This window comes from Stenotrophomonas sp. YJH_SMC_17 (assembly GCF_059371655.1).
In genome coordinates this window covers 98,692-123,294 of record NZ_JCAFUU010000010.1, presented here as the reverse complement: position 1 = coordinate 123,294, position 24,603 = coordinate 98,692, and the positions used below count along the sequence as shown (strand labels likewise).

27 protein-coding genes are annotated in these 24,603 nt (G+C 66.7%); 12 read left to right on the top strand and 15 right to left on the bottom strand.

Annotation, left to right across the window (positions count from 1 at the left end; translation table 11 throughout):
• On the top strand, positions 1-124 hold a 124-nt coding region (locus AC5P8Z_RS19050; RefSeq protein ID WP_495229766.1), incomplete at its 5' end, for an integrase core domain-containing protein.
• Positions 125-293: 169 nt separating this feature from the next.
• Here AC5P8Z_RS19050 and cycA read toward each other — a convergent pair.
• Positions 294-1,667 (bottom strand): D-serine/D-alanine/glycine transporter, encoded by a 1,374-nt coding sequence (gene cycA, locus AC5P8Z_RS19045; protein WP_295568369.1) that lies wholly within the window; start codon positions 1,665-1,667, stop codon positions 294-296.
• A 228-nt stretch (positions 1,668-1,895) separates the two neighbouring features.
• Here cycA and AC5P8Z_RS19040 point away from each other — a divergent pair, with 228 nt between their 5' ends.
• Positions 1,896-3,512 carry an EAL domain-containing protein gene (locus tag AC5P8Z_RS19040; RefSeq protein ID WP_495229765.1) on the top strand — a complete coding sequence of 539 codons (1,617 nt, stop codon included), beginning with the start codon at positions 1,896-1,898 and terminating at the stop codon, positions 3,510-3,512.
• Positions 3,513-3,825: 313 nt separating this feature from the next.
• Here the strand turns inward: AC5P8Z_RS19040 and AC5P8Z_RS19035 are convergent, their stop codons facing one another.
• Positions 3,826-5,010, bottom strand: coding sequence for an MFS transporter (locus AC5P8Z_RS19035; RefSeq protein ID WP_495229764.1), 1,185 nt, complete (start codon positions 5,008-5,010; stop codon positions 3,826-3,828).
• On the bottom strand, positions 5,007-6,185 hold the full coding sequence (locus AC5P8Z_RS19030; protein ID WP_495229763.1) for a serine hydrolase domain-containing protein: 1,179 nt from the start codon (positions 6,183-6,185) through the stop codon (positions 5,007-5,009). The genes AC5P8Z_RS19035 and AC5P8Z_RS19030 overlap by 4 nt, the downstream gene beginning before the upstream one ends.
• A gap of 228 nt (positions 6,186-6,413) precedes the next feature.
• Between AC5P8Z_RS19030 and AC5P8Z_RS19025 the strand changes: the two genes are divergently transcribed.
• Together AC5P8Z_RS19025 and AC5P8Z_RS19020 are read left to right on the top strand one after the other, a co-directional pair.
• A complete protein-coding gene (locus AC5P8Z_RS19025) occupies positions 6,414-7,313 on the top strand; it encodes a LysR family transcriptional regulator (protein ID WP_495229762.1) in 900 nt (299 codons plus the stop codon).
• Positions 7,314-7,576: 263 nt separating this feature from the next.
• On the top strand, positions 7,577-9,184 hold the full coding sequence (locus AC5P8Z_RS19020) for an ATP-binding cassette domain-containing protein (protein WP_495229761.1): 1,608 nt from the start codon (positions 7,577-7,579) through the stop codon (positions 9,182-9,184).
• Between the two features lie 184 nt (positions 9,185-9,368).
• Here the strand turns inward: AC5P8Z_RS19020 and AC5P8Z_RS19015 are convergent, their stop codons facing one another.
• The gene (locus AC5P8Z_RS19015) at positions 9,369-10,694 is read right to left on the bottom strand and encodes a GTP-binding protein (protein WP_495229760.1); all 1,326 of its coding nucleotides are present in this window, start codon (positions 10,692-10,694) and stop codon (positions 9,369-9,371) included.
• 69 nt (positions 10,695-10,763) lie between these two features.
• Here AC5P8Z_RS19015 and AC5P8Z_RS19010 point away from each other — a divergent pair, with 69 nt between their 5' ends.
• Entirely contained in the window at positions 10,764-11,153 is a 390-nt protein-coding gene (locus tag AC5P8Z_RS19010) for a MerC family mercury resistance protein (protein WP_495229759.1), read from the top strand.
• 94 nt (positions 11,154-11,247) lie between these two features.
• Here the strand turns inward: AC5P8Z_RS19010 and AC5P8Z_RS19005 are convergent, their stop codons facing one another.
• Positions 11,248-11,532 carry a metal-sensing transcriptional repressor gene (locus AC5P8Z_RS19005; RefSeq protein WP_110710900.1) on the bottom strand — a complete coding sequence of 95 codons (285 nt, stop codon included), beginning with the start codon at positions 11,530-11,532 and terminating at the stop codon, positions 11,248-11,250.
• Positions 11,533-11,583: 51 nt separating this feature from the next.
• On the opposite strand from AC5P8Z_RS19005, the gene dmeF reads away from it, so the two are divergent.
• Entirely contained in the window at positions 11,584-12,555 is a 972-nt protein-coding gene (gene dmeF / locus AC5P8Z_RS19000; protein ID WP_295568387.1) for a CDF family Co(II)/Ni(II) efflux transporter DmeF, read from the top strand.
• Between the two features lie 123 nt (positions 12,556-12,678).
• On the opposite strand, the gene AC5P8Z_RS18995 is transcribed toward dmeF, so the two are convergent.
• A complete protein-coding gene (locus AC5P8Z_RS18995) occupies positions 12,679-12,963 on the bottom strand; it encodes a hypothetical protein (protein ID WP_049454421.1) in 285 nt (94 codons plus the stop codon).
• 90 nt (positions 12,964-13,053) lie between these two features.
• Here AC5P8Z_RS18995 and AC5P8Z_RS18990 point away from each other — a divergent pair, with 90 nt between their 5' ends.
• The 3 genes from AC5P8Z_RS18990 (at position 13,054) to AC5P8Z_RS18980 (ending at position 14,834) form a co-directional block, all read left to right on the top strand.
• Positions 13,054-13,470: a hypothetical protein gene (locus AC5P8Z_RS18990; protein WP_495229758.1), complete on the top strand. Its 417-nt coding sequence runs from the start codon at positions 13,054-13,056 to the stop codon at positions 13,468-13,470.
• A gap of 69 nt (positions 13,471-13,539) precedes the next feature.
• Positions 13,540-13,863, top strand: a complete 324-nt coding sequence (locus tag AC5P8Z_RS18985; protein WP_286070781.1) for a hypothetical protein — start codon at positions 13,540-13,542, stop codon at positions 13,861-13,863.
• Between the two features lie 128 nt (positions 13,864-13,991).
• Complete coding sequence (locus AC5P8Z_RS18980) at positions 13,992-14,834, top strand: class I SAM-dependent methyltransferase (protein WP_495229757.1); 843 nt, start codon at positions 13,992-13,994, stop codon at positions 14,832-14,834.
• A 3-nt stretch (positions 14,835-14,837) separates the two neighbouring features.
• On the opposite strand, the gene AC5P8Z_RS18975 is transcribed toward AC5P8Z_RS18980, so the two are convergent.
• Positions 14,838-15,806, bottom strand: a complete 969-nt coding sequence (locus AC5P8Z_RS18975; RefSeq protein WP_495229756.1) for a polysaccharide deacetylase family protein — start codon at positions 15,804-15,806, stop codon at positions 14,838-14,840.
• Between the two features lie 70 nt (positions 15,807-15,876).
• The gene (locus tag AC5P8Z_RS18970) at positions 15,877-16,536 is read right to left on the bottom strand and encodes a hypothetical protein (RefSeq protein WP_295568396.1); all 660 of its coding nucleotides are present in this window, start codon (positions 16,534-16,536) and stop codon (positions 15,877-15,879) included.
• Positions 16,537-16,669: 133 nt separating this feature from the next.
• On the opposite strand from AC5P8Z_RS18970, the gene AC5P8Z_RS18965 reads away from it, so the two are divergent.
• Positions 16,670-17,350 (top strand): hypothetical protein, encoded by a 681-nt coding sequence (locus AC5P8Z_RS18965; RefSeq protein ID WP_495229755.1) that lies wholly within the window; start codon positions 16,670-16,672, stop codon positions 17,348-17,350.
• An 81-nt stretch (positions 17,351-17,431) separates the two neighbouring features.
• Here AC5P8Z_RS18965 and AC5P8Z_RS18960 read toward each other — a convergent pair whose 3' ends face one another.
• The gene (locus tag AC5P8Z_RS18960) at positions 17,432-17,605 is read right to left on the bottom strand and encodes a hypothetical protein (RefSeq protein WP_005412082.1); all 174 of its coding nucleotides are present in this window, start codon (positions 17,603-17,605) and stop codon (positions 17,432-17,434) included.
• Positions 17,606-17,614: 9 nt separating this feature from the next.
• The gene (locus AC5P8Z_RS18955) at positions 17,615-18,427 is read right to left on the bottom strand and encodes an alpha/beta fold hydrolase (protein WP_495229754.1); all 813 of its coding nucleotides are present in this window, start codon (positions 18,425-18,427) and stop codon (positions 17,615-17,617) included.
• Between the two features lie 221 nt (positions 18,428-18,648).
• Here AC5P8Z_RS18955 and AC5P8Z_RS18950 point away from each other — a divergent pair, with 221 nt between their 5' ends.
• The gene (locus AC5P8Z_RS18950; RefSeq protein ID WP_495229753.1) at positions 18,649-19,128 is read left to right on the top strand and encodes a DUF4440 domain-containing protein; all 480 of its coding nucleotides are present in this window, start codon (positions 18,649-18,651) and stop codon (positions 19,126-19,128) included.
• 76 nt (positions 19,129-19,204) lie between these two features.
• Positions 19,205-19,621 carry an XVIPCD domain-containing protein gene (locus AC5P8Z_RS18945; RefSeq protein ID WP_286070774.1) on the top strand — a complete coding sequence of 139 codons (417 nt, stop codon included), beginning with the start codon at positions 19,205-19,207 and terminating at the stop codon, positions 19,619-19,621.
• Positions 19,622-19,683: 62 nt separating this feature from the next.
• On the opposite strand, the gene AC5P8Z_RS18940 is transcribed toward AC5P8Z_RS18945, so the two are convergent.
• The 5 genes from AC5P8Z_RS18940 to AC5P8Z_RS18920 all read right to left on the bottom strand — a co-directional run bounded on the left by AC5P8Z_RS18940 (position 19,684) and on the right by AC5P8Z_RS18920 (position 24,476).
• Positions 19,684-20,754 carry an XVIPCD domain-containing protein gene (locus tag AC5P8Z_RS18940; protein ID WP_286070773.1) on the bottom strand — a complete coding sequence of 357 codons (1,071 nt, stop codon included), beginning with the start codon at positions 20,752-20,754 and terminating at the stop codon, positions 19,684-19,686.
• Positions 20,755-20,791: 37 nt separating this feature from the next.
• The gene (locus AC5P8Z_RS18935) at positions 20,792-21,367 is read right to left on the bottom strand and encodes a hypothetical protein (protein ID WP_286070772.1); all 576 of its coding nucleotides are present in this window, start codon (positions 21,365-21,367) and stop codon (positions 20,792-20,794) included.
• Positions 21,368-21,577: 210 nt separating this feature from the next.
• A complete protein-coding gene (locus AC5P8Z_RS18930) occupies positions 21,578-22,522 on the bottom strand; it encodes an XVIPCD domain-containing protein (protein ID WP_495229752.1) in 945 nt (314 codons plus the stop codon).
• Between the two features lie 9 nt (positions 22,523-22,531).
• Positions 22,532-23,044: a hypothetical protein gene (locus AC5P8Z_RS18925; protein WP_286070770.1), complete on the bottom strand. Its 513-nt coding sequence runs from the start codon at positions 23,042-23,044 to the stop codon at positions 22,532-22,534.
• A gap of 286 nt (positions 23,045-23,330) precedes the next feature.
• On the bottom strand, positions 23,331-24,476 hold the full coding sequence (locus tag AC5P8Z_RS18920; protein ID WP_495229751.1) for a YncE family protein: 1,146 nt from the start codon (positions 24,474-24,476) through the stop codon (positions 23,331-23,333).
• Positions 24,477-24,603: the final 127 nt, after the last annotated feature.

The following is a 24,603-nucleotide window of genomic DNA, read 5'->3' as shown; positions in this document are numbered from 1 at the left end:
GCGCGACGCCGTACTGCCTGAATGGCTGCACCACTACAACTGGCACCGACCCCACATGGGGATCGGCAGCCAACCGCCTATTTCCAGAATCCCGCTGAACAACGTGGTGGGTTTACACAGTTAGTCGACTATCGCGCGCAGGGCGAGGTTTTCCGGTGGCCCATGGGAGAGCAGTCGACTAACAGTCGACTCTACCGATTTCCGACGTTCCGACGTTCCGGCGTTCCGGCGTTCCGGCGTTCCGATCTCCGTCGTTTCCGATTTTCGGCAGTACAGAATCCCCGCATTCCCGGTCATTTCGCCGCCCTGCGCCGCACCCAATACCCCACGCCCAGCAGCACGAACCACGCTGGGCTGGCCATCAACGCCTGGCGGGTGTCGCCCTGCAGGCTCAGCAGCACCAGTACGCCGGCGAAGAACACCAGGCAGGCCCAGCACATGGCGACGCCACCGGGCATCTTGAAGATCGAGGCGGCGTGGCGCTCCGGATAGCGGCGGCGGTAGACCATGTAGGCCACCAGGATCAGCGACCAGACGAAAATGAAGAGCACGGTGGCCAGCGTGGTCACCAGGGTGAACGCCGTCACCAGGTTCGGGATCAGGTAGATCAGCAACGTGCCGCCCAGCAGGCACAGGCAGGAGAACAGCAGGCCGCGGGCCGGCACCGCCGCGCGTGACAACCGCGACAACCCGCGCGGGGCGTGGCCCTCTTCGGCCAGGCCGTACAGCATGCGGCTGGTGGAGAAGATGCCGCTGTTGGCCGAGGACGTGGCAGAGGTCAGCACCACGAAGTTGATCAGGCTGGCCGCGGCCGGAATGCCGGCCAGAACGAACAACTGCACGAACGGGCTCTTGTCCGGTACCACCTGGCGCCACGGCGTGACCGCCATGATCGCGATCAGCGCCAGCACGTAGAAGATGATGATGCGCGCCGGAATCGAATTGATCGCCTTGGGCAGGTTGCGCTCGGGGTCGGCGGTTTCGGCGGCGGTGGTGCCGACCAGCTCGATGCCGACGAAGGCGAACACTGCAATCTGGAAGCCGGCGAAGAAGCCGACCAGCCCCATCGGGAACATGCCACCGTCATTCCACAGGTTCGACAGTGCCGCGGTGTGGCCACTGGGCGAGGTGAAGCCCCAGGCCACCAGCCCGGCACCGGTGATGATCAGCGCGCAGATCGCCACGATCTTGATCAGCGCAAACCAGAATTCCATTTCGCCGAACAGCTTCACCGTCACCAGGTTCAACGACAGCAGCAGCAACACGCACGCCAGCGCCGGCTTCCAGGCCTCAAGCCCCGGGAACCAGAACTGCGCATAGGCGGCAATCGCGATCACGTCGGCGATGGCGGTGACGATCCAGCAGAACCAGTACGTCCATCCACAGAAGAACCCGGCCCATGGGCCGAGCAGGTCGGTGGAGAAATCGATGAAGGACTTGTAGTTCAGGTTGGACAGCAGCAGCTCGCCCATCGCGCGCATCACGAAGAACAGCATCGCGCCGATGATCAGGTAGACGAAGACAATGGACGGGCCGGCCAGGCTGATGGTCTTGCCCGAGCCCATGAACAGGCCGGTGCCGATGGCACCGCCGATGGCGATCAGTTGCAGGTGGCGGTTGGACAGGCTGCGGCGCAGGTGCTCGGGGGGCGTGGCGGGCTCGGTCATGGGCGCGGGAAGGGGTGGGCGAAGCGTTCGACGGTAGTCCTCCGTGCGCCGAAGCGCCAGCGCCGGGTGGGCTGATTCCGTCAAACTTGGCCGCTTTCATCACAATGTGACGAAATACCGGGTCGTGCCCATTCCGCCCGGCCCGGCGCCATGCTCAGATAGCCGCACCTGCCCACGGACCGGCCCGACCATGCGCCCTGCCCTGCCCGCCCTGCCGGAGCCCCGGCCATGAGCCGCCTGCGCGTCATCATCGGCGGTACCGCGCTGGCCCTGCTGGCCGCTGCGGTACCGATCGCCGTCATGGCCTACGCCACCTGGGACCGTGCCGTCAGCGTGGAACAGGAACGGCTGCGCGACATCGCCATGCGCACCCTTCGTCGATCGGACCTGTCCTACCACGAAGCACTGCACGCCATGCAGTCGGCGCAGGCCAGCGTGGCACAACCGTGTTCGCCCGAGCATATCCGGCGCATGCAGACGCTGGTGATGACCACGCCGGCGGCCGACCAGATGGGCTATTTCGAAGACGGCAAGCTGCGCTGCACCTCGTGGGGGGCGTTCCATTCGGACGTCAACCAGCCCAAGCCCGACCACGTCACCAGTGATGGCGCGGGAATCGCGGTGGACGTGCGCCCGGAAGCCAGCGGCAGGCGGCAGATGCTGGCGATCCTCTATGGCAGCTACGACGTGCTGATGGATCCGCGCCGCTTTGTCGATGTCATCGTCGATCCGCACGTGCGCCTGGCCCTGGCCAGCCCGGATGGGCGCCTGCTGGCCAAGCAGGAAGGCATGGACACAGCGTTGCTGATGGCCATGCTGCGCAACCCCGGTGAGGGCCTTGACCAGAACACGCTGTATGCGACCGCGCGCAACGAGGAATGGCTGGCGATCGCAACCACACCACGTACCGCGCTGGCGGCCACGTTCCGCCAGCAGGCGTGGCTGTTCGTACCACTGGGCGTGCTGCTGGCCGCCGCTGGTGCCGGCCTGGTGATCTGGCTGTCACGTCGCCGCCTGTCGCTGCGCGGCGAACTGGCCACCGCGATCCGGCGCCGCGAGCTGTACCTGCACTACCAGCCGATCATCGAGCTGGATACCGGCATCTGCGTCGGCGCCGAGGCGTTGATCCGCTGGCAGCGCCCGGATGGCACCCAGGTGCGTCCGGACCTGTTCATTCCATTGGCCGAGGAAGCCGGAATGATCGCCGACGTTACCGACCTGGTGATCGAGAACGTGGTGCGCGACATGCGCGAGCTGCTGGTGGCCGACCGGAGCGCGCACATCGCGATCAATCTTGCCGCCGAGGACATCAGCAGCGGTCGTGCATTGAAGATGATCTCCAAGCACATGGCCGGCAGCGGCATCCTGCCGCAACAGATCTGGATGGAGGCCACCGAGCGCGGTTTCCTCGACCTGGACCGCGCCCGCACCATGCTGGCGCAGGCCCGTCGCGCCGGCCACAGCGTGGCCATCGATGATTTCGGCGTGGGCTTCTCCAGCCTGCAGTACCTGGAGCAGCTGCCGCTGGATGCGTTGAAGATCGACAAGTCGTTCATCGATGCGATCGGCACCGAGAGTGCGACCAGCCCGGTGACGCCGCACATCATCGACATGGCCAAGGAACTGGGGCTGTGGGTGGTGGCCGAGGGCGTGGAGACCGAAGCACAGCTGGCCTACCTGCACAGCCGGCACGTGGAGTTCGGGCAGGGCTGGCTGTTCTCGCGGCCGCTGCCGCGGGATGAGTTCGTGGCCTTCCACCACAAGCGGCAGCAGCGCTACGGCGCGGCGCGGGAGGACATGCAGAACCCGCGTAGCGTGCCGATCGAGCGTGAGGGAGTGGAGTAGGACGGCGAACGGCGGAGCCCCTCGTGGTGGGTCGCGAATGGCGATACCGGGTTTGGCCGGGACGGTCGGGGGCGCGGGGGACGCCGTGAACCCGTCCTTGGGGGCTTGGCCGCGGCATCCATGCCGCGGACACCCCCGCGCCCCCGACCGTCCCGGCCTCTGACAGATCCCGCGACGTGCCACCACGGAATCAACGAAAAAAGGCGAAAGCAAACGCGGGTCGCTGCGCCCGGTAGATCGACACCATGCGTGGATGGCGTGGACCCCGGTGGTGCCGGCCGCTGGCCGGCACCACATCATGGATGATCACGGCCTACGCCCAGGCCTTCGGCCGTACCAGCAACCATGCAGCGGTCATCGCCAGCAGCAGCAACGGCAACCACCCCAACCGGGTGGGCCCACCGGCCTGCAGCAGCACACCACCCGCCACACCTCCCGCAGCAATGGCCAGGTTCCAGCCAGTCACCAGCATCGATTGCGCCAGGTCCGCGGCGGCACCGGCACGCCGGGCGAGTGCGGTCTGGAACAGCGTCGGTACCGCGCCGAAGGCCACGCCCCACAGGATCGTCGCCAGCAGCAGCGCGGTCGCGTCGCCCGGCCACAACAGCAGCGCCAGCACCGGCAGGATGAAACCGATCACTGCCGCCCACACCAGCGTGCGCAGGTGGCGGTCCACACCCCAGCCGGCAATACCGATGCCGGCAATCGCGGCCAGGCCGAAAGCCAGCAGCAGGCGATCCAGCCACGGGCTCGCCCCGGCGTCCACTGCCAGCGGTTCGATGTAGGTGTAGAGCACGTTGTGCGCGAGCACGTACAGCACCATCACCAGCAGTGCACTGCGCACGCCGGGTATGCGCCAGACGGCGCCCAGCGATGTGCGCTGGCCGGCACCGGCGGCGGGCAAGGCTGGCAGCGCCCATCGCGCGTAGGCCAGCAGCCCCACGCCCAGCACGCTCATCAAGGCGAACGCCCAGCGCCAGCCGATCTGCTGCCCCAGCAACGTGCCCGCCGGTACGCCGAGCGACAGCGCCAACGGCGATCCGACCATCGCCACCGCAATCGCCCGGCCCTGCAGCGAGGGCACCACCATGCGTGCGGCATAGCCGGCAACCAGCGACCACAGCAGCCCGCCGCTCACCCCCGCCAGGAAACGCGCGGCCAGGATCAGTGGGTAGCTGCTGCTCAACGCGGTCAGTGTGTTGACCACCACGAAGCCGGCAATGGCTGCCAGCAACAGCGGGCGTCGTGGCAGGCGCTGGGTCAGCGCGGTCATCGGCAATGCGGCCATCACCGAGCCGAGTGCGTACACGCTCACCAGCTGCCCCACCGCCGCATCGCTCACGCCCAGGCTGTCGCCCATCGGCCGCAATACACCGGCCGGCAAGGTCTCGGTCAGCAGGGTGATGAAGCCGCCGCCGGCCAGTGCCAGCAGGCCGGCCCATGGCAGACGCGTGGCTTCACCGGCCGGGCCGGCCGCATCGATGGCATGGCCGCTCATCGTGCCGTCCCTAGATCGGCATACACCGCATCGCGCAGTTCATCGACAAAGGCACCGTCCATGCCTTCGTACAGCGTGTTGGTCAGCGCCACCACGCTCAGGCCGCGCGCAGGGTCGACGAACCAGCTGTGGCCGTAGGCACCGCCCCATCGCCATGTACCTGCGTTCTGCGGCGTACCGCTGGCGGCCGCATCGCGCAGCACCGAAAAGCCAAGGCCGAAGCTCCAGCCCGGCGGTTCCGGCGGCCCCTGCTCGCCCACCTGCGGGGTCGCCATCTCCGCCACCAGCCGGGGCGGCAACACGCCGGAGCGCTGCCCGTCGCGCAACGCCTCCAGCACCCGCATCACCTCATCGGCGGTACCCACCAGGCCCGCGCCAGCCGAAGGAAACCGGCTGGCGTCGGTCGCGCGGGCGAGGCTGTACTCGATGCCTACCGTGCCCTCGAACGGGGCGACCACCTCGCCTTCGCGCAGGCGGTGCGACTGCGGGGTGTCGGTGACATAGGGCGTGGCCAGCCGTGCCGCATCGTGGGTGGCGAAGGCGGTATCGCGCAGGCCCAGGGGCGCAGCCAGCAAGCGGGCGAACAAGGCCTGCAGCGTTTCCCCGGTTGCCGCTTCGGCCACGGCGCCGGCCACATCCACGCCCAGCGAATACATCCACTGGCGGCCCGGTGCGAACAGCAGTGGCGCCTGCGCGATGCGGCGCACGTTCTCGGCCAGCGTCAACGGGTTGGCATCCATGCCGTCGCTGACACCTGCGCGCGCATAGGGGCCATCCGCATCGGCTTCGAGGAAGCGGTAGCCCAACCCGCTGCTGTGGCTGAGCAGCTGGCGCAGGCTGATGGGCGGCGTGCTGCCATCGGCCAGCGCCGGGCGGAAGTCCGGCAGCCAGCGCTGCACCGGTGCATCCAGGTCGAGCACGCCCTCGGCCACCAGGCGCAGGATCACCGTGCTCAGCAACGGCTTGCTCACCGAGGCCAGCCGGAACAGCTGGTCGCGCTGCATCGGCGTGGCCGACTCGCGATCCGCCAGGCCCGTGGCCCCGGCATGGCGCAGCACGCCGTGCTCGCGCACCAGCACCACCGCACCGACCAGGCGCTGCGGGTGGACCTGCTGCAGCAGCCGCTGCACCGAAGGCAGTGCCGGCGCAGGTTCGAAGGAAGGAGCGGCATTCATCGCGGTGATCCGTGGGGGAGAGGCCGCCACGTTAGGCAGCGGGCGTCCGCGCAAAAAGCCGGTTGCCGCTCCGGGCATCATGGACCGTGTACTCCGCAATCGGCATGATGGCCGGAACCGCAAGGCCGCAACGGTGTCCACGCAACCCCGCACCACAGTGTTGCGATGGCGGGGCCGCCCGCTACAGCCGCGCCGGCCTACCCTGCCGCTTTCATTGCCCGCACGCCCATGTCAGTCCTGGACAACCTCGCCAACCTGCAGACCTTCGTGCACGCCGCCGACACCCGCAGCTTCGTCGAGACCGGGCGCCTGCAGGGCATTTCCGCCTCGGCAGCGGGCAAGTGCGTGGCGCGGCTGGAGCACGCGCTGGGCGTGCGCCTGTTCCATCGCAGCACGCGCAGCATCACCCTCACCGCCGAGGGCCAGCTGTTCCTGGCACGCTGCCGGCGCATCCTCGACGAGCGCGACGCTGCCCGCACCGAGCTGGCACAGCCGCACGCCTCACCCAAGGGCACGCTGCGCATCAGCCTGCCGCTGGTGGGCGACCTCACCCTGCCGTTGATGGCCGAATTCATGGCGGCGTATCCGGATATCCGCCTGGACCTGGACTTCAGCGACCGCCTGGTCGATGTCATCGAGGAAGGTTTCGATGCGGTGCTGCGCGTTGGCGAACCCAGCGACTCGCGGATGAACGCACGCCGGCTGGGGGTATTCCCGCGGCGTGTCGTTGGCTCGCCGGGCTACCTGCAGCGCTGCGGCGTTCCGCGCACGCCGGCAGGCTTGATGCAGCACACGCTGCTGCACTATCGCTTCCCCACCACCGGCAAGCTGGAACCGTGGCCGATCCACTGGCCCGACGATGAAATGCCGCAGGAGCTTCCGGTGCACATGGTGGCCAACACCATCGAGGCGCGGGTAGCGCTCACACTGCGCGATATCGGCCTGGCCTTCGTGCCGGTGCACTCGGTGCGCGATGCGCTGGCCGACGGCCGTCTGGTCACGGTGCTGGACGAGCATGTGCATTCCTGCGGCACCTTCCATCTGCTGTGGCCGTCGGGCCGACACGTACTGCCGAAGCTGCGGGTGTTCATCGACTTCGTCGGCGCCCGCCTGGGTACCGTGCCGTAGATCCACGCCATGCGTGGATGCGTCTCGCGGCGAAAGGAAGCCAAGCATCGGCTCGGCTCTACAGGACCGCCCGACCATCGGTAGCGCCCGGCCATGCCCGGCGGCCGCACACCTGACCATTCAGCCACTGCCGCTATACTGGCCGCTCATTCCTCCCAGAGGCTCGCGACCAATGCGTCATTGATGCCGCCGTCTTCCCAACAGACGGCCTGACTCTTCCCGCCCCTGCGCGCAGGGGAGAACCCGGCATCCATGGAGGTCGCATGACCACACATTCCCTCACGCTCGATCGCGTGTCGTATCGGCTGGCCGACGGCCGCCCGCTGTTTTCCGATCTGTCGTTTTCCTTCGATCCGGTTGCCACCGGCCTGGTCGGTGCCAATGGTGCCGGCAAGAGCGTGCTGGCACGCCTGCTGGCGGGCCGGCTGTTGCCCGACAGCGGCCAGGTGCGCGGCAGCGGCCGCTTATTCCTGTTGCCCACGCCCGGCTATCCACCGTCCGGCACCGTGGGGGAGCTCGCCGGCGTGGGCGAGGAACTGGCTGCACTGGCGCGCATTGAAGCGGGCAGCGTGGACGAAGCCGACTTCGCCCGCGTCGGCGACCGCTGGGATCTGCGCGAACGCCTGCAGGAGCGATGGCAGGCATTGCGGCTGCCGGACGATCTCGATCCCGCCCAGCCCGCCGCACGCCTCAGCGGTGGCCAAGCGATGCAGGTGGCGCTGTCCGGTGCCTGGGCCAGCGGTGCCGATTGGCTGATTCTGGACGAACCCAGCAACCACCTCGATGCACGCCATCGCCAACAGCTGTACGAACAGCTGCAGCAATGGCGTGGCGGCCTGCTGGCGATCAGCCACGATCGCGAACTGCTTGGGCACATGCAGCAGATCGTCGAACTGGACGCGCGCGGACTGCACCGCTATGGCGGGCCGTGGCAGCACTACGCCGATGCGCGTGCCGCCGAACGCGAAGCTGCCGCCGCCCAGCTTGACCACGCGCGCGCCCAGCACCGCCAGCAGCAGCGCAGCGCGCGTGAGCAGCACGAACGGCAGCAGCAACGCCAGGCACGCGGCAACCGCGATGCAAAGCAGGCCAACCAGGCGCCGATCCTGCTGGGCCGGCAGAAGCAGCGCGCCGAGGCCAGCCATGGCCGTGCTCAGCAGGTCCAGGCCGAGCGCCTGCAGGTCAGCGCCGACCAGCTGCGCGCAGCGGCATCAGCGGTTCACGCTGCGCCGGAACTGGCACTGTTTGCCAGTCAAGGCGAACGCGGCAGTTCACGCCTGCTGCAGGCAGAGTCGCTGGTGCTGCCGTACGGCTGCGTCGCTCCCTTGCAGCTGGAGATCCGCCGCGGGCAGCGCATCGCTGTGATCGGTGACAACGGTACTGGAAAATCCACCCTGCTGCGTGTGCTGGCAGGGCAGCTGCCTGCACGCAGTGGCACCGTGCAACGGCATGCGCCATTGGCACTGCTGGACCAGCAGCTGTTGGGATTGTCCGGCGGGCGCAGCATCCTGGAGACGGTGCAGGCGGCGAACCCAGGCGCCGATGTGGGCGAACTGCGCACGCGGCTGGCCCTGCTCGGGCTGGACGCACAGCGTATCCAGCGGGCAGCCGGCAGCCTCAGTGATGGCGAGCGGGTGAAGGGGGCGCTGGCCAGCGTGCTGTATGCCGATCCCGCACCCCAGCTGTTGCTGCTGGACGAACCCGGTAATGCGCTGGATCTGAGCGCGTTGCAGGCGTTGGAAGAGCTGCTTGCTGCGTGGCCGGGGGCACTGATGATGGTCAGCCATGACCGGCATCTGCTGCAGGCGTTGCGACCGACGCAGGTGCTGCAGGTCGCCGCCGATGCCTGGCAGTGGCGCGACGCGCTGTAGATCCACGCCGTGCATGGATTCGCCTGTGTAGAGCCGAGCCCACGCTCGGCTGCAGCTGCAGTAGATCCACGCCCTGCATGGATGGAATGATCCGCCAGCCGAGCGTGCGCTCGGCTCTACAAGGCGGGCAAAGACCGGTTGAACCGCCATCCACGCATGGCGTGGCTCTACAGGAGCCGTCAGCTCAACGCTTCCACACCGGGAATGCCTGCGGCATCTGCTGCCACAGCAACGGCCCCGCGCGCAGTTCCTGGTCGTTGAGCAGGCAGGCGTCCAGCTCCGCACGCACCGCGCGCTCATCCATGTGCACGCCAATCACCACCAGCTCCTGGCGGCGGTCGCCCCACAAGGGATGCCATAACCGCTGCATCGCCGCGTGCGCGGCCGAATCCGGGAATTCCTCCAGGCCCGGCAACGGTGCGCTCCAGCAGTCGGCCTGCTGGCGTGCCCAGCCAAGATCGCTGTACGGCAGCGGCGTCGGCGGCAACAGCGGCGTGGTGTCTTCGATGCCCGCACGCACGCGATCGCGCGCGGCGTACCAGAAGCCTGCCGCCTGCGTGCGCGTCGCTGCACCCACGGTGTTCAGTTCGCCCACCCAGTCCATGCGGTTGGCCAACCAGAACCAGCCCTTGCTGCGGATCACGCCGGGCATCCCCGACTGCAGCGCGCGGGCGAATCGCGCGGGGTGGAACGGGCGTCGCGAGCGGTAGACGAAGCTACCGATGCCGTACTCCTCGGTTTCCGGTGTGTGCTCCCCGCGCAATTCCTTCACCCAGCCCGGCGCACGTTGTGCACGCTCCATGTCGAAGCGACCGGTATCCAGCAGTTCAGCCAGTGGCACATCGCCGAAGCTGGACAGCAGCAGCTTCGCGTCTCGGTTCAGCCCACGCAGTACCGCCAGCGTGTCCTGCAGCACTTCGTCATCCACCTGGTCCACCTTGCTGACCACGATCACGTCGGCAAACTCCACCTGCTCGCACAGCAGGTCAACCACGCCGCGATCGTCCTCCGGGCCGGCCTGCTGGCCGCGCTCGGCCAGTCGCGACGTCGAGCCGAAGTCGGCAAGGAACGCGCTGCCGTCGACCACTGTCACCATCGTGTCCAGCCGCGCGATGTCACTCAGGCTGAAGCCGTGCTCGTCGCGCACCGCGAAGGTGGCCGCCACGGGCATCGGCTCGCCGATGCCCGTCGATTCGATCAGCAGATAGTCATAGCGGCCCGCATCGGCCAGGCGCCGCACTTCCTGCAGCAGGTCATCGCGCAGCGTGCAGCAGATGCAGCCGTTGCTGAACTCCACCAGCGTCTCTTCGGTGCGGCGCAGTTCGGCACCGCCTTCGCGCACCAGCTGCGCGTCGATGTTGACCTCGCTCATGTCGTTGACGATGACCGCCACGCGCAGGCCCTCGCGGTTGCGCAGGATCTGGTTGAGCAGGGTGGTCTTGCCGGCCCCGAGGAAGCCGGACAGCACGGTGACCGGAAGGCGGCGGTCGGCGCGGGAAACAGTGTTCATGTCGGAGCGGGTTGGCTGCGGAACGGAAATGTTACTGTATAACAATAGTTGCGCAAGGAACCTCCCCCGATGAAGTCGCCTTCTGCCGCCCTGCTCGATGCCGGCGCGGTCGCCCTGTCCAGCCTGTGCCTGCTGCACTGCCTGGCACTGCCCCTGCTCGCCGCCGCGTTGCCGCTGTTCGGCGCGTGGGCCGAAGCGGAATGGGTGCACCTGCTGTTCGTGGCCATCGCCCTGCCGCTGACCGGCTATGCGCTGTGGCGGGCCGAGCGCCGTCATCCGCTGCCCGTGCTGGCCTGGGCCACCGCCGGTGCCGGTCTGGGGCTGTTGCTGGCCGGCGCGCTGGCGCTGCCCTCGCATGACTGGGAAACGCCGATGACCGTTACCGGCAGCCTGCTGCTGGCTGCCACCTGGAACGCACGGCACCGACACGCGGCACGCGGCACGCGGCACGCGGGGTAGAGTCGACTGTTAGTCGACTATCGCGCGAAGCGCGGGATTTCATGCCGCCTGGGCAAAGAGCAGTCGACTAACAATCGACTCTACACCCCACGGCCTATTTGCCGTAGCGGCGCAGCAGCTCCACCAGCACTTCGGCTTCGGCGGCCCGCTGCTGCGGGTCTTCGGCGCCCACCACGTGCTCCTGCAGGTGCTCGTGCAGCAGCTCCATCAGCAGGCTGTGTGCGGCACCGCGCACCGCGGCGACCTGCACCAGCACGTCCGCGCAGTCGCCCGCCTCGCCCTCGGGCGTGTCCAGCGCCTGTTCCAACGCCGCCACCTGGCCGCCGATACGGCGTACCCGGGTCAGCAGCTGCTTTCGATGCTTGTGTACATGGGCCATGACTGGATCATATACCCTATGGGGGTATCCTTTCCACCCTCTGGTCTCCCCATGCATCTGGACGCCCTCGCCGCCGCGCGCCGCCACGAACACCGCTTCGACGACGGCAACCCGCTGGCCGAACGCAATACCCGCCGCGCCATGTGGCTCACCGTCGGCATGATGCTGGTGGAGATCATTGGCGGCTGGTGGTTCAACTCCATGGCCGTGCTCGCCGACGGCTGGCACATGAGCTCGCACGCGTTGGCACTGGGCCTGTCGGTGTTCGCCTACCGCTGCGCGCGCCGCTACGCGCACGACCCGCGCTTCGCCTTCGGCACCTGGAAGATCGAGATCCTGGCCGGCTACACCAGCGCCATCGCCCTGCTCGGCGTCGCCGCGCTGATGGCCGTGCAGTCACTGGAGCGGCTGTGGGTACCGGCGCCGATCCACTACAACGAAGCCATTGCCATCGCCGTGGTCGGCCTGGCGGTGAACCTGCTGTGCGCCTGGTGGCTGCACGACAGCCCGGGCCACGCGCATCACCACCACGGGCATGACCATGGCCATCATCACGGGCATGACCACGAACACCACGATCACGGCCGTGCGCACGGTCACGACCTCAACCTGCGCTCGGCCTACGTGCACGTGCTGGCCGACGCCGCCACTTCGGTGCTGGCCATCGTTGCCCTGCTCGGCGGCAAGCTGCTGGGCCTGACCTGGCTGGACCCGGTAATGGGCCTGGTCGGCGCGGTACTGGTCACCGTGTGGGCAGTGGGCCTGCTGCGCGACAGCGGCCGCATCCTGCTCGATGCGCAGATGGATGCGCCGGTGGTGGCCGAAGTACGCGAGGTGATCGAACAGGGCCCGTGGCCGGCACGCTTGGCCGACCTGCACGTCTGGCAGGTGGGGCGCGGCAAGTACGCGGTCAGCGCCAGCCTGGTCACCAGCGACGCCAGTCTGGATGCCGATACCGTGCGCCAAGCGCTGGCGATCCACGAAGAACTGGTGCACGTGACGTTGGAGATACACCGCAGCTGATCCTGCGCGACTGCGGTCGAATCTGTAGAGCCGAGCCCATGCTCGGCTTGCCGTTGCCCTTGTAGCGCCGAGCCATGCTCGGCTGTCGCAGGCCATCAGCCGGGCACGGGCTCGGCTCTACAATCAGAGCTTCAGCATCATCCGCAACAGGTACATCAGCAGCGGCAGCGCACTCAGCACCGCACCACCGATGCCGATCCACGGCCAGCGCTCGCCGCGCACGCGCGACGCCACCGCCAGACCGCCACCCACCAGTGCCGCACCCAGCACGCCCACGCCTAGTCCGGCGGCCATGCCATTGCCGCCTGCGGCCACCGCCGCCTGCGCCGCCAATGTACCGGCGCCCCAACCCACAGCGATCCCCAGCCAACTGGCCACGCCGCACCACGGTGCCTTACCCTGCGCCATCCGAAAACCCCTGTGTTCTTGCCGAATTTCTGTACGGGCCGTGCCCGCATGCTGCCTACACTAGCCGCACCTGCCCCGTCGGGACATCCCATGCGCACGCTCCGCCTGCTGCTGCCCGGTGCCCTCCTGCTGCTCACCGCCTGCGGTGGCGACGCCGGGCTTCCGTTCTCCGCTGATCCGCTGCAGGGCTGTTTCGCCACCAGCGCGCGCAAGCAGGCCGACTTCCGCATCGACAGGGAAGGCGGCCAGTACTTCGTCTCCTTCAGCCGCGGCGACCAGTGGCAGCGCGAGCCGAATGCCCTGCACAAGGCCACCCGCAGCGAGATCAGCCGCTACTTCCGCGATGACGCCGAGCAGATCGACAGCGCGCTGATCCGTATCGCCGGCGGCTTCGGCATCTTCCACTTCAACAAGGACGCGACATTGAAGGGCAAGGCCAGTGATAGTGACTACATGGCGCTGATGCTGATCGGTGCTGGGCCGGTGTATGCGGTGAAGTGCCCGTAAGACGCAATGATTCTGATGGCGACTCAGGGCACTATGGGCGCATCCTGTCTTCTTTGAGGAGCGATGCCAATGCTGCTGCTTCTGCTGCTTGCGGTAAGCGCGCCGAAGACCCAGGGTGCCTATGACGAAGTCCGGCAGCTGCCCGATGGCCAGACCCTGATCATGCGCACCCTGGACTGGGATCTCGGTGATGGTCGCCACGAGCGCGTTACCGTGCATTGGCTGCTGCAGGAAGACGGCCGCCTGCGCTACGACTTTGATCGGCAGCCACCGGAAACCCAGGACGTCCATCGTCGGTCGTGCGCGCTGCAGGGCATGCAGCCCTCGCGTGGCGTCAACATGATTTCAGGAGAAGGAGCTACACACGGCTACAGCTGCACAAGCCAGCTGTAACGCCGAGCCCACGCTCGGCTCCTGCCGTCTTCATCCACGCATGGCGTGGATCTACAGCAGCAGCCACCCCGGGACCCCGGTAAAAGCTGCGGTACCATGCCCTCCCCCGAACCGCCCCGGTACCCGCCGTGCCCCATTACACCGGCCCCCTGCTGACCCGCGACAGCGCCGATACCCTGCGCCGTGCCCATGACAAGGGCGCGGCCGACTGGCAGGGCTCGCTCGACCTTGGCCGCAGCCAGGACAGCGTGGCGCTGGATGGCGACGGCTTCCACTTCCGTGGCCAGCACTACCCGTGGCCGGGCAAGCTGAAGGACCGCACGCTTTACTACTGGGATGGCGACGAGTTCGCGTCGATTTCGCGCTACAGCGGTTCGCTGATCAAGCTGGTACCGACCGAATGGGGTGCGCCCACCTTCGAGATCGACGGCATCAAGATGCTGCCGACCTCCAAGCTGTCACCGTTCGAGGATGCGCGCCGCAAGGTCGAGCTGGTCGCTCCGGCCGGCAAGGTCATCCTCGATACCTGCGGCGGCCTGGGCTACTTTGCCGCCTGTGCGCTGGAGGCCGGTGTCGGCCAGATCCGCTCGTTCGAGAAAAACGCCGACGTGATGTGGCTGCGCACGCTCAACCCATGGTCGCCGGATCCGGACTCAGCCGCGGCCGGTGGCCGCCTGCAGTTCAGCCACGGCGATGTCTCGCAGCAGATCGAACAGGTGGCCAGCAACAGCGTCGACGCGATCCTGCACGACCCCCCGCGCTTCGGCATCGCCGGCGAGCTGTACTCACAGGTGTTCTACGACCACCTTGCCCGCGTCATCCGCAAGGGCGGGCGTCTGTTTCATTACACCGGTGCGCCGAACAAGCTGACCAGCGGCCGCGACGTGCCGCGTGAAGTAGCCAAACGCCTGGAAAAGGCCGGGTTCAAGGCCGAGCTGGCGCTTGACGGCGTGCTGGCCGTCAAGCGCTGAGCCTCACTCCGAATCTACCTTGGCCAGCTTCATCACCCACCTTGGCACTTCCGGGTCACCGGCGTAGAAGTCCTTCGGTTTTTTCTCCGCCATCGCCCAGCGGTGCAGCCAGCTCGGGCCGTAGCGGCCACTGTAGCCTTCGGCCCCGCGTGCATAGGCCGGATCGCGCATCGCCTCGTCCAGCGAGATGAAGCGATAGCCGCGGCGCTTCGTCGCGGCTACCAGTTCGGCGAAGGTGGCCGCGTTGAGTTCGTTGGCATGCATCAGCCACACCTGCGGCAGCGCATAGCCCAGCAGCGCCTGCGACTGCTTCTCGTAGTAGTCGAGCTTGTTCAGCATGTACGGCACATAGCCCTTGCGCAGCTGTGCCAGCGTCGCCTCGCGCGCCAGGGAATCCGGCTGCTCGTTCATTACGTTGGCATAGGCGAACGCCCACACCCACTCGCCGTTGTCGACCGTCACCGGTGCCACGCGGTAGCCATGCTGCTTGAAGAACACGTCCATCTCCGCGCGTTCTTCCGGCGTGCGCCCGGCACGCAGATAGGGGTGACGCATCCACTGCGGTTTCAGCCCGCGCTCGGCCAGCAACGGCCGCAGCACCGCCTCACCACGAAGGAAATCCTGCTGGAACGCAGGCACGCCCTTGGCGTTCAGGTCCATGTGCGAGTAGGTGTGGTTGCCCAGCACATGGCCGGCGTCCAGCCAGTCGCGCAACATCTTCACCCGCGCCGGCTGCACCTGCCCTTCGATCTCAAGCTTGTTCTCGTTGACGAAGCCGACCACCGGCACGTCTGCCTGATGCAGCTGCGCCATCAGCGCTTCGTGCCGCGACTGAAGATCCGGCGGAACGATCTCGTCCACCCGCGCCCAGGGCAGGTCGTCGATGGTCACCGCAATCCGGCGATCGACTTCAGCGGCGTGTACCGCCAACGAACACAGCAGCAATGGCACAGCACGCAGCAACCAATGCATCAGCACATCCTTGCAGGAGCGAAGCGCAGACTGTAGCGCGATTGCGGGCGCGTGGTTGGTCACACACCTCTCAGGGGCTGGGCGACTGGACCTGACGTTCGCGCACGATCGCCCGCCACAGCATGAATCCCGCCGCCATCGCCATCAACAGCAGTGCGGCCAGCACCAAGGCCAGATCATCAGGATTGCGCAGCAACGGTGCATGCGCGCGGGTAAGAATCTCGAACACCACCTGTTGCGCCTGGGCCAGCGGCAACCGCCCCTGCTCACCCAGCTCCACCAGACACGCTGCCGGCGAAAGCGTGGCCACGCTGGTCCACGCCATGTCATACAGATGCAGGACGCGGGTAGCCAGCAGCAAGATCACGGCATGCAGTGCCATCAAGCCCCAGTTGGTCCATCGCAACCGTTCCGGCAAGCGACCCAGCCGGTAGATGCTGATCGACATCGCACCCAGCAGCGCCAGCACCACACCGGCCATCGGAACCCACTGCAACGGTTGCCACGGCGCCAATGCGGTGGACCGTGCCATCAGCTGCTCTGCCACCTGCATGCGTGCGGCAGCGTCAGGGCCACCACAGGCTTCATCCACAGGCTCGAGCAGCAACCCCACGCGGCTGTGGAAGAAGCCGGCGGCAAGCGCCACCGCCAGCAATGCCACGACCTGCAGAACCAGCAGGATCGGGCCCGGGCCACAGATACGGCAGAAGCGGGTAGCAGCAGAGGCCATCGGTTCATCCATGACAACAAAGGACCATCCTAACCAAGCTCCCTGTGCTTGTCGGCTGTCGGATGCGACAACCGTCGCGTGGTCCCGGTAGGATGTGGATGAGCATGGATGGGCGTATGTAGAGGTGTTGTGGATGGTCACGCTGTATCTGTGGGTGCGAACGCTGCTCCCGCTGCTGGCGTTCGTGATCGCGTGGATGCTGCTGTCGCACCTGATCAAGACCCGCGCGGCGCGCCTTCCACGCGTTCCCTTGAACCTGCCCGAGCACAGCAGCAGCCCGCGCCGGAAGGACCGGCGCATCTACGCACGCAAGCTGCGGCGCAGACCGGGCCTGCGCACCGCAACGCGCCCGGCCACCGCGCCGCGCAGCTGGAACCTCGCCGCAGTGTTCGTTTCGTTCTCTGCGTTGATTGCCGCCGTGCTGGTCATGCCGGATGGCGCGCGCTTCCAGGTGATGGCCGAGAGCCTCACCGGCTACCCGGCCACGATTGCTGAGGTACGTGTTCCGGCGGCCCGGCAGCCCCTCGTGCTGCAGGCGTGGCGGCCAGCACTGGCGCAACTGTCGCGGCCGGTAAGGATGCGCTACCCGATCGGTCGCACCGGCGGCGAGCATGAAGCGCACGCCACGCTACCGGTACAGGTCAGGCATCAGGGGGATCGGCTGCAGGTAGCTACGGCCGTGCGGGTGGATGCCGATGTGCTGCATGCAGAGCTTGCGCGCCTGGCGGGGCTGCCGGTTGAGGCCATCACCGTCCGCCAGAAAAAGATCGCGCCCTTGCTGGAACCCGGTTGGACGCCGCTGGCCAACCTGTAGAGCCGAGCCCACGCTCGGCTGCTGTTCCGTGAAAAAAGCACGCGCTATGCGCGCTAGCCGAGCATGGCTCGGCTCTACAGATCAGGACCCCCGCGGCAGCTTCGCCGCCCACATGTTGTCCACCAGATTCGGGTAACGTCGTCCATTCTCTTCCGCACGCTGCCGCGCCGCCTCTTTCTGCGCAGGCGACAAGGGCTGCGAGGTCTGGCCCTTGGGGTTGGGCTTCTTCCACGGGGGTGTCTTGGTCTGGCGCATGGATGCAGCTTACCGCTTCAGGAAGTTCAGCAGCGCCAGATTGAAGTGGTCGGCATGGCTCGTATTGCAGCCATGCGGCGCGCCTTCCAGGATCACCACCTCGCTGCCCGCTATCGCCTGATGTGTTCGCTGCCCGGAACCTTCGAACGGCACGATCGCGTCGCTGTCACCGTGCAGGATCAGGGTTGGCACCGTGATCTTCTTCAGATCGTCGCGGAAGTCGGTAGTGGCAAACGCCTGCATGCAACCCAGCGCCGCCGTCTGGTCGGATTGATGGCACAGTGCGATCGCCGCCTGACGCGTCTCTTCGGTCACCATCAGCTGGCCATTGGCGCTGAAGAAATCGCGGGTGAAGCCATCGAAGAAAGCCTCGCGATCCTTCTCCAGACCACTGCGCATTTCGTCAGCCTTGTCCTGGGTCAGCGGGCCTTCCGGGTTGTCGTCGCCGCGTAGCAGGAACGGCGGCACCGCCGCCGCGAACACCACGCTGTGCAGGCGATCCTGGCCATGGTTGGCCACGTAACGCGCCACCTCGCCACCGCCCATCGAGAAGCCGACCAGGGTGACGTCGCGCAGGTCACGTTCATCGATCAGCCCAGCCAGATCCGCCGCCAGCGTGTCGTAGTCATAGCCCTCGGCCGGTTTTTCGGAGCGGCCGAAGCCGCGCCGGTCGTAGCTGATCACCCGGTGCTGGGCGTCGCGCAGGATCGACACCTGCGTCTTCCAGGCATCGGCGGACAGCGGCCAACCGTGAATCAGAATGACCGGGCGGCCATCGCCACCGGTGTCTTCAACGTGCAGGCGGACGCGGGAAGCAGGCATGGGAGCTCCTGTGGAAGGGGAGGATTTCAGGATATGCGCCGACCCCTATCGCGGTCGTGATGGAATCGCCGGTCGCCATGACACCGCCTGCACAGGGCACGCCACCCGGACAATCCATGGATGCGGGCATTCACCCCCTGGAAAACCCGTTTCGTCGCAGCGCGGCTGCGGCCCCCGGAGCGCCGTGCGACCCTGCGTGAATCCCGCCCTGGAGCCTTGCCATGCTGCTGCTCACCCTGCCCCTGCTTGCTGCCGGCCTGGCCGCCACGCCGGGCGCTAACGAAGCCCTGCGCGAGCAGATCCGTCAGGCCGACGCGCAGCTGTTCGCCGCCGCATTCGACGACTGCGACGCCGACAAGGCCGCGACCATGACCACTGAAGACATGGAGTTCTTCCATGACAAGGCGGGCAAGTCCGCCAGCAAGCGTGACGACTTCCGCCGCAGCGTGGCTGCCCTGTGCGAGAGCACCCGCGCCAACCGCACCCACCTGCGCCGCGAGTTGGTGGAAAGCTCGCTGCAGGTGTTTCCGCTGCACGACGATCGCGCCCTGGAGATCGGCGATCATCGCTTCCATGAGCGTGATGCAAAGGGCGTCGAGCACTGGACTGGCCAGGCGCGCTTCATCCAGGTCTGGCACCGCGTAGACGGGCGCTGGCTGGCCGAGCGGGTGATCAGCTACGACCATCGGCCGGCGGACTGATCGCCGCGATGCGGTGGTTCACGGGCCGGTTCTATACTGACCCGATCCATCACGACCTACCGCTGCAGATCGCCCCATGGCAGAGATCACCCCCAACCACCCCGACTATGGCCTCAACCAGCAGATCCGCCAAGGCGTGGCCGCACTGGATGCCCAGCACGGCCGTGCGTTCGACCAGACCAGCGAGCGGCTGACCGCCAGCCTGACCGTGCTCGCCCGCGAGCAGGGCCTGCAGCAGGTCGACCACGTGCTGGTCAGCAACGCCACGGCCAACCAGCCGGCGGGACACAACATCTTCGTGGTACAGGGCGACCCGGCCAATCCGGCGCACCTGCGGGCGATGATGCCGACCGCAGTGGCTGCGCAGACGCCGGTGGAGCAGTCGATGCAGAAGCTGGGCATTGCCCCGCAGCAGCCGTCCATGGGGCAGCTGCCCGAACAGCAGGTCCGTGAGCAGGAACAACAGCAGAACCCGGCACACCGCCTGGGCTGAGCCGCCTCCAGCGTTACCGGCGGCCCACCGCGAGAACGTCGACTCGCCGTGCGCTTGCTGCCCTAGGCCATGCGCGGCCCGGACTGCTCCTGCACCTGGCGCTGCTGCAGTTCATCCTGCGTGCGCGCCTGCCCAGACTGCGACAGCTGCTCAGCGCGCTCGAACGAGGTTTCTGCCGGTGTCTGCGCGGCCACCGCCGTTGGCATGCTGGCCCGCAACTGTGCCGGGTCGTTGCGCTCACCCTGGACGATGAAGATGCTCTGCGCCACATCGGCCTGCGCAGTGCGATCGCTCAACAGCACATGGTCAACCTGGGTCAGGCCATTGGCTTTGGCCAGCGCGTACAGGCTGGCACTGATGTTCTCGCTGGTGGCATCGAAGTCGCGGCCCCGCTCTGCATCGAGCCGGGCCACGCCCTGGTTGATCTGCGAGAGCAGCGGATCGTTGCTGTGCCAGGCCAGACGATCACCGCTTCGTTCGCCCATGCTCTCAGCATCACTCAGCATGTGTTGCTTGAGACTGCGCTCCGGCAGGGGATTGGTTTTCCTCTGGTTGAGCTCGCTGTCCGGAAACGGCGGATCAATGCTGTCCACACCGTGGATGTTGCGCAGCGGTCGGAATGCATCCTTGCCTGCCCCCTTGATGTCAAGAGGAATGCGAACATCCGGAAGAAGCTGGCCGGCGGGACCTCCCAACGCGTTCACGTCGATGCTGCTTTTCCGCTGGATGCCCGCGTGATTCAGCGCCTCCCAGGTGAAGTCCACGCAGTTGTGGCGAACATCCTGATAGTGCTTGCTGAAGCCGAATTTCTCCGGGTCCGAGCCGAACTGCTGGAGCTTCCTGTACTGCTCTTCGCTGATCTCGAGGGTACGGGTGTAGCGCGGGTCTCTATAGACCGTTGCGTCATCCTCCATGATGGCGCCAGGACCATTCATGCTTCCGTGCTCCTTGGGAGCAAATCCGTAGCTCTTCGCAGGCACGCCGGGTGCATGCAGGACGTAGAACATATGTCCTGGGGCGGACGTCTGCGGAACACCCTCAGCGTCGACGGCCTGCTTGTGCGTCCTGGGGTCGATCAGCGGTGTGCCAGGTGCAGCAATAACGATCTCTACGGTATAGCGCGGCTTGTCCATAAGGTGATTCCTTCGTTCCTTCCAGCGGTGAAGTTGATTACTTGCCTGGCGGCCGGGCTGCGTGTAACCGCACCTGAGCCGAGTAATGCTGCAGTTCCGGCGAGGCCTGCACAGTACGGACCTGTACGCGATAGCGGTTATCAGGCTCCAGTGGCAGAGCAACCAGGCTCAGCGTGTACTGGCCGTCACTGCCCATGTGCGGCGACGTATACCGCCATTGGCTGGATGCATGCCATTCCGGAAGCTGTTCACCTGCATTGAGCACCCCGGCCTGATAGCTGTCGTAGGTGGGAACATCCTTCCAGGCATCAGTGCCCCACTGCTGCAGGGTCACCTCGAACGGGACCCTCGATGTGCCCACGTCAGGCTCGTCCGGCCTTCGCGTCCCTTGGCGCTGCAACTCCAGCTCCAGCGCATACGTGCGACCCGGCTGGAAGTTGCGGGCATTCGTCTCGAACTCGAACCGCACCGCTTGCCCGGACTCGGCAAGGTTGATCGGCTTGACCAGATCCAGCGGCTCCGGCGCATCCGGTACGCGGCTGCTGCAGGCGCCGAGTGCGCTCGCCAGCGTGAAGATCAGGCCGGCACGCAGCCAGCGGTGGATACCCAGCATGATTCAGATCCTTTGGCTCCCTGCCATGGGGTTCAACCCTAGCGGGTCGGCGTTGGGCACTGCAACCGGGCAAAGAAAAAGGCAGGGTCTTCACCCTGCCTTCTTCACGCCAAGAACCACCCGGCGGGCCAGAACATCCGGGTGGTGCAGGGCGATCCGGCCAATCCGGCGTACCTGCACGCGAATTCCGCACCGCGATTGGGCTGTACGTCAGCCCATGCGCATGGCGCTCGGTTCCTGCGCGGTCTGCTGAGGCTCCAGCGCCGCCGCACGCACCTGCGCGTGCTGCCCCTGCTCCAATTGTTCCACGCGCGCGAGTGACTGCTCGACAGGTGACTGCGCCGCCATGGCGGTGTCCATCGACACCCGCGTGGCCGCGGGATTGTTCGGGTCGCCCTCGACAAGGAAGATCCGCTGCCCCGCATCAGCATCTGCAGTGGGCTGGCTCAGCGCCACATGGTCCACCCGCTCGATGCCGTTTTCCTTGGCCAACGCAAACAGGCTCGCAGACATGCGTTCGCTTGCGTCGTCAGGGGTGCGGCCATGCTGCTGGTCCAGCGCTGCCACCTTGCCGCGAATGGACTCCAGCAACTCGCGGTCCTTCTGCGGAAGCTGCTGCTCGCTGATCAGGTATTGCATCAACGTGCGCTCCGGCATCGGGTTGCGCACCTCCCTGTTCAGCTCGCTGTCCGGAAAGGGCGCGCGGATACTGCGTATCGCATCCACGTTGTCCAACGGTTTGAGGTGGCCCTCGAAGCCCTTCCGCTCCATGCCCAGGATGTTTTGAGGATGCAGGCCCGCGTGATTCAACGCACCCCAGGTGAAGTCGATGCAGCTGTTGCTGGCACCGTTGTAATTCATCTCGAAGCCGTGCTTCGCAGGTGCATTGCCGAACGTCAGCAGTTTGTCGTACTGCTCCCTGGAGATCTCCATGTCGCGCCGGTAGAACGGCTTCTGATACTGATCCGCATCGTTCGTATACACCTTGCCCGGACCACTGCGGGCGCCATGCTCTTCCGGCGCGAACCCCAGGCTGTGGCTCGTTTTCCCATCAGAGACCGTGTAATACACGTGCCCGGCCATGGACGTGCCGCCCGCGCGAAGCGGTGTACCGGGGGCGGCAACATAAATGGAAACGATGTAGCGATCATCCATGACGTACTCCTACTTGGCGCGATGTGTGTAAGCCAACTGCAGTTCAGATGGAACAGCCTCCAACCCGGCCGGCGGTGACAGCAGCTGGATGCGCAGGCGGTAGCGCCCGGGCGTCACCTGCTCCGCCCAGGCGAAGGTCACGGTGCGATAGTGCCCGCCCGGCTCAGACAGGCCGGCCGCCACCAGCGACGCGTCATCAGCACTGTCGGGTACTACGCCGGGCACACGCCCATCCGGGCCAACTGCCACCATTTCCGAGGGCTCGAAGCCCTTGAACTGGCGGCGCGTCAGCGGCACCGGCGAGTTGCCAGCCGCATCGATGCGCTCAAGCCGCACCTCAGCCGACAGCCCGTCGCGCACGAGGCGTTCTGCAGCCTGCGCAGCCTGCTCTTCATCCGTGCCTTTCACACGCAGGCCGATCAGCAAGGTGGGGGCCGCATTCGGGCCGGGCGGTGCCAGTTCGAAATCGACCACCATCGGTTCATGCATGGCTGTCAGCGGGAACGATCGGACGATCGGCACGACGTTCTCCTTCTGCGAGGCGCCGGGAGCCTGTGGCGCAGGTGCGTCGGTCGGTTGGCAGGCCGCCAGCAGGGCCACGCATGCCACGGCGGCCGACTTCAGCAGGTGACTACGAAGTGTCATCCATGTACCTCGATCAGAGCATCTGCAGGCAATCTACATCACGCACACCTGCCACGATGTGATTGGTGTTGGCCTCCAGTTCATCGAATTGCGTCGCTCAGGCGCACACAAAGAAGGGCAGGACGCACCACCCTGCCCTTCCTGTTCATGCTGCCGGATGCCCTTACAGCTGGATGCGCGCCACGCTCTCGTCAGCGCCCTTGTCATCCTTCTCGCCGTTCTTGATGCTCACGAACAACACGTTGTTCTTCGCATCCAGCGCCAGGCTGTTCGGGTGGGTCGGCACCTTGTAGGTCGCCACCTTCTGGTAGCTGTCACTGTTGTACGCGGTCACCGTACCGGCTTCGCGGTTGGTCACGTACAGGCGCTTGCGCGGTGCATCCAGCAGGATGCCCAGCGGGCCAGCATCGGTCGGGATGCTGGCCAGTTCCTTGCCGGTACTGCGGTCGAGCACCAGCACGCGCTGGCCCGGATGCTTGCTGACCAGGCCGCTGCTCTTGGCCTGGTAGCCACGCAGGAATTCCGAGCCCTGGTCGGTCACGAACAGGCGCTTGCCGGCCGGGTCCAGCGCGATGTTCATCGGCTGCTCGGCGGCGATCCTGTGCTGCGCCACCACCTTGTTCGAATCCGTGCCCACCACCACCAGGTCGGCCAGCAGGTTGCTGGTGTAGATGCGCTTGTTGGCCGCATCCAGCGCCAGGCCCGGCGCCTTGGCATTGCCCAGGCCGTCGATGGTGTTGATCACCTTCAGCGTGGTGGTATCGATCACGAACAGCACGCTGCTCACGTCCGGCTGGCTGCTGTGGCCGGTCACGTACAGGCGGTTGGCCGCGCTGTCGACCACCAGCTCGCGCAGGTCGTGGGTGTAAGCAGCCTTGCCGTCCTTGCCGGTCTTCTTCTCCATCAGCTGGATGGTGCCGACGGCCTTGTTCTGCGCGGTGTCGACCACGGTCACCGACAGGTCCACGGTGTTGCCCACGTACAGGCGGTTGTGGGCGTCATCCAGCACCACGCCGAAGGCCTTGCGCTCCAGCGGAATGCGGGTTTCCACGGCCAGCGTGGCCGGGTCCAGGCGCAGCACCTGGGCCGGGCCGGCGTCATCGCCGAAGCCACCGGACGAGGCCACGAACACGGCGTTCTGCTTCGGGCTGTAGGCCAGCTCGTACAGGCCCTTGGCCACGGCCTTGCGCTGCACAGCGGCGGTGGCGCTGGCGGCGGGTGCGTTGTCGGCGAACGCGGAGGGCACGCCGAGGCTGAGCGTAAAGGCCACGGCCAAGGCGGCCGAGCGGAAGAGAGGATTACGGAACATGCGAGCGTCCTTGAATGGGCACGGGAAGGTGTCCTGGCTCGCTGGGCCGTACTGCGACGGCGCGCCCCGCATCTGTCTGCGCGGGGTGGGCTGGCTGGGCTTGCGGGGGAATGGTAGCAGGTGGGGG

Excerpts from the sequence above, each read along its gene's own strand:
- AC5P8Z_RS19005 (WP_110710900.1), bottom strand. The coding sequence starts at position 11,532 with ATGGCCCATGTACACAAGCATCGAAAGCAGCTGCTGACCCGGGTACGC.
- AC5P8Z_RS18945 (WP_286070774.1), top strand. The coding sequence starts at position 19,205 with ATGGCAGAGATCACCCCCAACCACCCCGACTATGGCCTCAACCAGCAG.
- AC5P8Z_RS18960 (WP_005412082.1), bottom strand. The coding sequence starts at position 17,605 with ATGCGCCAGACCAAGACACCCCCGTGGAAGAAGCCCAACCCCAAGGGC.
- AC5P8Z_RS19040 (WP_495229765.1), top strand. The coding sequence starts at position 1,896 with ATGAGCCGCCTGCGCGTCATCATCGGCGGTACCGCGCTGGCCCTGCTG.
- AC5P8Z_RS18935 (WP_286070772.1), bottom strand. The coding sequence starts at position 21,367 with ATGCTGGGTATCCACCGCTGGCTGCGTGCCGGCCTGATCTTCACGCTG.
- AC5P8Z_RS18965 (WP_495229755.1), top strand. The coding sequence starts at position 16,670 with ATGGTCACGCTGTATCTGTGGGTGCGAACGCTGCTCCCGCTGCTGGCG.
- cycA (WP_295568369.1), bottom strand. The coding sequence starts at position 1,667 with ATGACCGAGCCCGCCACGCCCCCCGAGCACCTGCGCCGCAGCCTGTCC.
- AC5P8Z_RS18975 (WP_495229756.1), bottom strand. The coding sequence starts at position 15,806 with ATGCATTGGTTGCTGCGTGCTGTGCCATTGCTGCTGTGTTCGTTGGCG.
- AC5P8Z_RS19035 (WP_495229764.1), bottom strand. The coding sequence starts at position 5,010 with ATGAGCGGCCATGCCATCGATGCGGCCGGCCCGGCCGGTGAAGCCACG.
- AC5P8Z_RS18955 (WP_495229754.1), bottom strand. The coding sequence starts at position 18,427 with ATGCCTGCTTCCCGCGTCCGCCTGCACGTTGAAGACACCGGTGGCGAT.
- AC5P8Z_RS19025 (WP_495229762.1), top strand. The coding sequence starts at position 6,414 with ATGTCAGTCCTGGACAACCTCGCCAACCTGCAGACCTTCGTGCACGCC.
- AC5P8Z_RS18950 (WP_495229753.1), top strand. The coding sequence starts at position 18,649 with ATGCTGCTGCTCACCCTGCCCCTGCTTGCTGCCGGCCTGGCCGCCACG.
- AC5P8Z_RS18990 (WP_495229758.1), top strand. The coding sequence starts at position 13,054 with ATGCGCACGCTCCGCCTGCTGCTGCCCGGTGCCCTCCTGCTGCTCACC.
- AC5P8Z_RS19010 (WP_495229759.1), top strand. The coding sequence starts at position 10,764 with ATGAAGTCGCCTTCTGCCGCCCTGCTCGATGCCGGCGCGGTCGCCCTG.
- dmeF (WP_295568387.1), top strand. The coding sequence starts at position 11,584 with ATGCATCTGGACGCCCTCGCCGCCGCGCGCCGCCACGAACACCGCTTC.
- AC5P8Z_RS18930 (WP_495229752.1), bottom strand. The coding sequence starts at position 22,522 with ATGGATGATCGCTACATCGTTTCCATTTATGTTGCCGCCCCCGGTACA.
- AC5P8Z_RS18995 (WP_049454421.1), bottom strand. The coding sequence starts at position 12,963 with ATGGCGCAGGGTAAGGCACCGTGGTGCGGCGTGGCCAGTTGGCTGGGG.
- AC5P8Z_RS19020 (WP_495229761.1), top strand. The coding sequence starts at position 7,577 with ATGACCACACATTCCCTCACGCTCGATCGCGTGTCGTATCGGCTGGCC.
- AC5P8Z_RS18920 (WP_495229751.1), bottom strand. The coding sequence starts at position 24,476 with ATGTTCCGTAATCCTCTCTTCCGCTCGGCCGCCTTGGCCGTGGCCTTT.
- AC5P8Z_RS18985 (WP_286070781.1), top strand. The coding sequence starts at position 13,540 with ATGCTGCTGCTTCTGCTGCTTGCGGTAAGCGCGCCGAAGACCCAGGGT.
- AC5P8Z_RS18970 (WP_295568396.1), bottom strand. The coding sequence starts at position 16,536 with ATGGCCTCTGCTGCTACCCGCTTCTGCCGTATCTGTGGCCCGGGCCCG.
- AC5P8Z_RS19030 (WP_495229763.1), bottom strand. The coding sequence starts at position 6,185 with ATGAATGCCGCTCCTTCCTTCGAACCTGCGCCGGCACTGCCTTCGGTG.
- AC5P8Z_RS18940 (WP_286070773.1), bottom strand. The coding sequence starts at position 20,754 with ATGGACAAGCCGCGCTATACCGTAGAGATCGTTATTGCTGCACCTGGC.
- AC5P8Z_RS19015 (WP_495229760.1), bottom strand. The coding sequence starts at position 10,694 with ATGAACACTGTTTCCCGCGCCGACCGCCGCCTTCCGGTCACCGTGCTG.